Annotated in this window: 3 protein-coding genes; all 3 read left to right on the top strand. The window is 48.2% G+C overall.

Annotated features, from left to right (window positions below):
* The coding region (locus A3751_RS22985) for a hypothetical protein (protein ID WP_197466418.1) at nt 1–785 on the top strand (785 nt) is incomplete at its 5' end.
* 126 nt (nt 786–911) lie between these two features.
* On the top strand, nt 912–2330 hold the full coding sequence (nhaD, locus tag A3751_RS16260) for a sodium:proton antiporter NhaD (RefSeq protein WP_068457943.1): 1419 nt from the start codon (nt 912–914) through the stop codon (nt 2328–2330).
* 126 nt (nt 2331–2456) lie between these two features.
* The coding region (locus tag A3751_RS16265) for an RNA degradosome polyphosphate kinase (RefSeq protein ID WP_156492546.1) at nt 2457–3794 on the top strand (1338 nt) is incomplete at its 3' end.

Here is a 3794-nt window from a genome sequence, read left to right on the forward strand (position 1 = left end):
CGTTGCGCGTTGATGGCACTTATGATGACGGCCGTACAAGTAATGTCAGTGAGCTTGTGACTGTATGGAGTAGCTCAGATATTGCTATCGCGAAGATCAACGGTAGCGGTGTTCTCGATACGCTAGATGCCGGCAATGTGACGCTTGAGGCGACTTACCGAGGGCAAGTCGCATCTCAGGCTTTAGTTGTTTCCGATAGTCTCACGGCAATTACGTTAGCGCCTGATGCGGATTTCAGTCTCGACATAGCGGCCTCGAAAAGTCTCACGGTGAACGTGACAGATTCGAGTGAGACGCGGAATGTATCCACAATTGCCAACTATACGGATAACCCAACCGGCGTGTTGACGATTGATTCTTCAGGGGTCGTTACAGCTGGATCGGCGGTGGGTAGCACTGTGATTACGGCAAGTTGTGGCGGTCTTACGACAAGTCCTGTCACGGTGACAGTGACTGAGCCAAAAACGGTCTCCGAGCTTATTATTCGTTATGAAAACGCGAGTACAAGCCCTGCTGGTCCTTTTGAAACGTCAGACAGCCCGATCGAGCTAAGAGCGTTTCTTCGATACAGCGATGCCAGTGAACTGGATGTAACCGATAGCGAGTTTACTGATTGGTCAGTGAGATCCACTATTTCTGGAAGCGCAGCAACCATCAGTAATGATGGCGCAGACAAAGGCGAAGTCAGCTTTAACCAGATTGGCCGTACAGAAATTGAAGCGGTTTACGACGACGAGAACAACAATGTTTACAAAGAAGACACGATAGACGTTTTGGTTGAGTAAGTTTTAAAGTAGAATCGCGCCGCCGATTTACAATCCAAATTTTTTGGCCACCGAGCACAGTTTTCAGTACTCGGTGGCTTTTTCGTTTTGTAGAGTGATTGATTTAGCTTACGAGTAGAGGAAAACATGAAAGCAGCAGTGAAAGCACTATTCGCACTTGTGTTGAGTGCAGGTGCAACAAATGCTCTAGCAAGTGGTGGCGAAGTCACCATGCTGGATCTAACCGCGACCTGGTTGGGTGGTTTGTCGATTTTGATTTTTGTCTTGGCCTACATGCTGGTTATCGGCGAAGAGTTTTTGCATCTGCGTAAGTCCAAGCCGGTCATGGTGGCTGCGGGCATCATATGGGTGTTCGTTGCGATCTCCTACAACATGGCGGGCGATACGACGAGTGCGCATACCATGATTCAGCATAATATCCTCGAATACGCCGAACTGTTGCTCTTTCTACTTGCTGCGATGACCTACGTAAACACAATGCAGGAACGTAATGTATTTGCTGCTCTGCGCTCGGTGCTGGTCTCTCGGGGTTATTCATTAAAATCTATCTTCTGGATTACCGGCTTACTGGCCTTCTGTATTTCTCCCATCGCGGATAATCTAACGACGGCATTGGTCATGGCGGCGGTCGTTATGGCGGTTGGTGGCGATAACAAGACTTTTATCGGCATGGGCTGTGTGAATATTGTTATCGCAGCAAATGCGGGTGGTGCTTTCAGCCCGTTTGGTGACATCACAACACTTATGGTTTGGCAGAAAGGTAAGGTCGAGTTTCTCGGGTTTTTTGCGTTACTTGTGCCGGCCATTGTTAACTGGCTTGTGCCGGCAATTCTCATGTCGTTGTTTTTACCAAAAGGGCAACCAGAGGGGGTTACCGAAGAAGTAAGAATCAAGCGTGGCGGAGTCACTGTTATCTTCCTTTTCTTAGGCACAATTGCAATGGCAGTTACATTTCATAGTGCGCTCCATCTTCCGTCCATGGTCGGTATGATGACGGGTTTAGGGGTACTAAAACTTTACGGTTACTACCTGAAGCTGAAAGGCGACTTGCCGCACGATACGATCGAGCAGCACGCGGGATCCAGTGAGGCTCACTCAGAAGGGCAGTTCGATATTTTCGATCAATTACAGCGCGCCGAATGGGATACCTTGATGTTCTTCTATGGCGTGGTGTTGTGTGTCGGTGGTCTAAGTGCTTTTGGCTATCTCAATCTCGCTTCGGTATTTATGTATCAGGAAATGGGCACCAGTTGGGCGAATATCTTGGTCGGTATTCTGTCAGCGATTGTCGATAACATTCCTGTGATGTTTGCTGTGTTGACGATGGATCCAAGCATGTCGATTAACCAATGGTTGCTTGTAACACTCACCGCCGGTGTTGGTGGTTCATTGCTGTCGATCGGCTCGGCTGCCGGTGTTGCGCTTATGGGGCAGGCACGAGGCATGTATACGTTCTTTGGGCATTTGAAGTGGACTTGGGCGATTGCGCTAGGCTACGTTGCATCGATCTACGCGCACTTTTTGATGTCTGGCATGCCGTTTTAAGGCTATTGTCATATAACTGACATATTGATGCATATCATCTGAACAGGGCGCCTCACTTGTGTGAGGCGCCCTTTTGCGTTTTAAATAACACCGAGCGATACAACCAACAGTGCAAGGGAGCAAGGTTTGAATCTGACGTCTAGTTCGAGCGAAGTACCATATTACTCAAAAGAATTGAGTTGGTTGGCGTTTAACGAGCGGGTGCTGCAAGAGGCGGGCAATGACGATGTACCTGAAATTCAGCGTCTTCGATACCTAGGCATTTTCTCGAATAATTTAGATGAGTTTTTCCGCGTGCGGGTTGCGGATGTTAGCCGGCTAGCCGTGTTTTCGAAATCTGCGGAAGACAAACAACGCTATCGTGAGCACTTGACGATGATTCAAGATTGCACACGGAAGCTACAAATACAGTTCGACAAAACCTATAAAGATGTATTGCGTGCGCTACGCCGCCGGAATATCTACATCATCACTGCCGAGCAGTTTGATGAAAAGCAAGGCGCTGAGGCGAAACGACTGTTTCAAGAGCAGCTTCTACCCGAGTTAGACCCACTTTTTTTGAAGAGTGACCGGCCCTTTCCAAAGATTCAGGATGGCATGATCTACCTGCTTGTTCGGGTAGTTAGTCAGGATGATCAGGAGCGATTTGCCGTGCTGGAGGTGCCAACAGATCGATTGTCTCGGTTTGTGCAGCTACCCCCGCGCACAGGACGAACTGCCAAGGTGTTTTCGGTATTGGAAGACATTATTCTGCATAACTTGCCGGATGTTTTTCGTGGCGTTATCGATATAAAAACGGCCGAGGCTTACGTGTTCAAGTTAACACGAGATGCAGAACTTGAGTTTGATGAAGCGATTAACCAGAGTTTGGTTGATCGCATGGCTAAATCGATTAAAAAACGCGCATCAGGGGAGCCTGAGCGCTTAGTGTATGACGGGGCAATGCCGGAATATATGCTGGTCCTGTTGAAGAAGCGGCTCGGCTTAAGTAAATACGACAGCTTAATGCCGGGTAGTCGTTACCATAACTCAAAAGACTTCATTGGTTTTCCAAGTGTTGGCCCCGCTTATATTGATATCAAACCTTTGCCGCCGGTGCCACACGCCTCACTGATCGGTAAAGAGGGTAACCTTTTTGATGTGGTACGTGAGCGCGATCTTATGCTGTATTACCCATACCACTCATTCGATACAGTGATCGATTTATTAAAGACAGCCGCGATTGACCCTGCCGTAAAATCGATCAAGATCTGTTTGTATCGTGCGGCCAAGCAATCCAGAATTGTCGATGCTTTGCTGTCGGCGAAAAGCAATTTCAAAGACGTGACTGCTGTGGTTGAGTTGCAAGCGCGCTTCGACGAGGCGAATAATATCGCTTGGGCGAATCAGCTCACCGATGGCGGAGTAAATGTTATCTTTGGTGTTCCGGGGCTGAAGGTGCATTCAAAGCTCATATCTATTACG

Source organism: Oleiphilus sp. HI0080, assembly GCF_001635135.1.

Bases quoted from the DNA above. Each gene is read 5' to 3' on its own strand.
- nhaD (WP_068457943.1), top strand. From the start codon at position 912: ATGAAAGCAGCAGTGAAAGCACTATTCGCACTTGTGTTGAGTGCAGGT.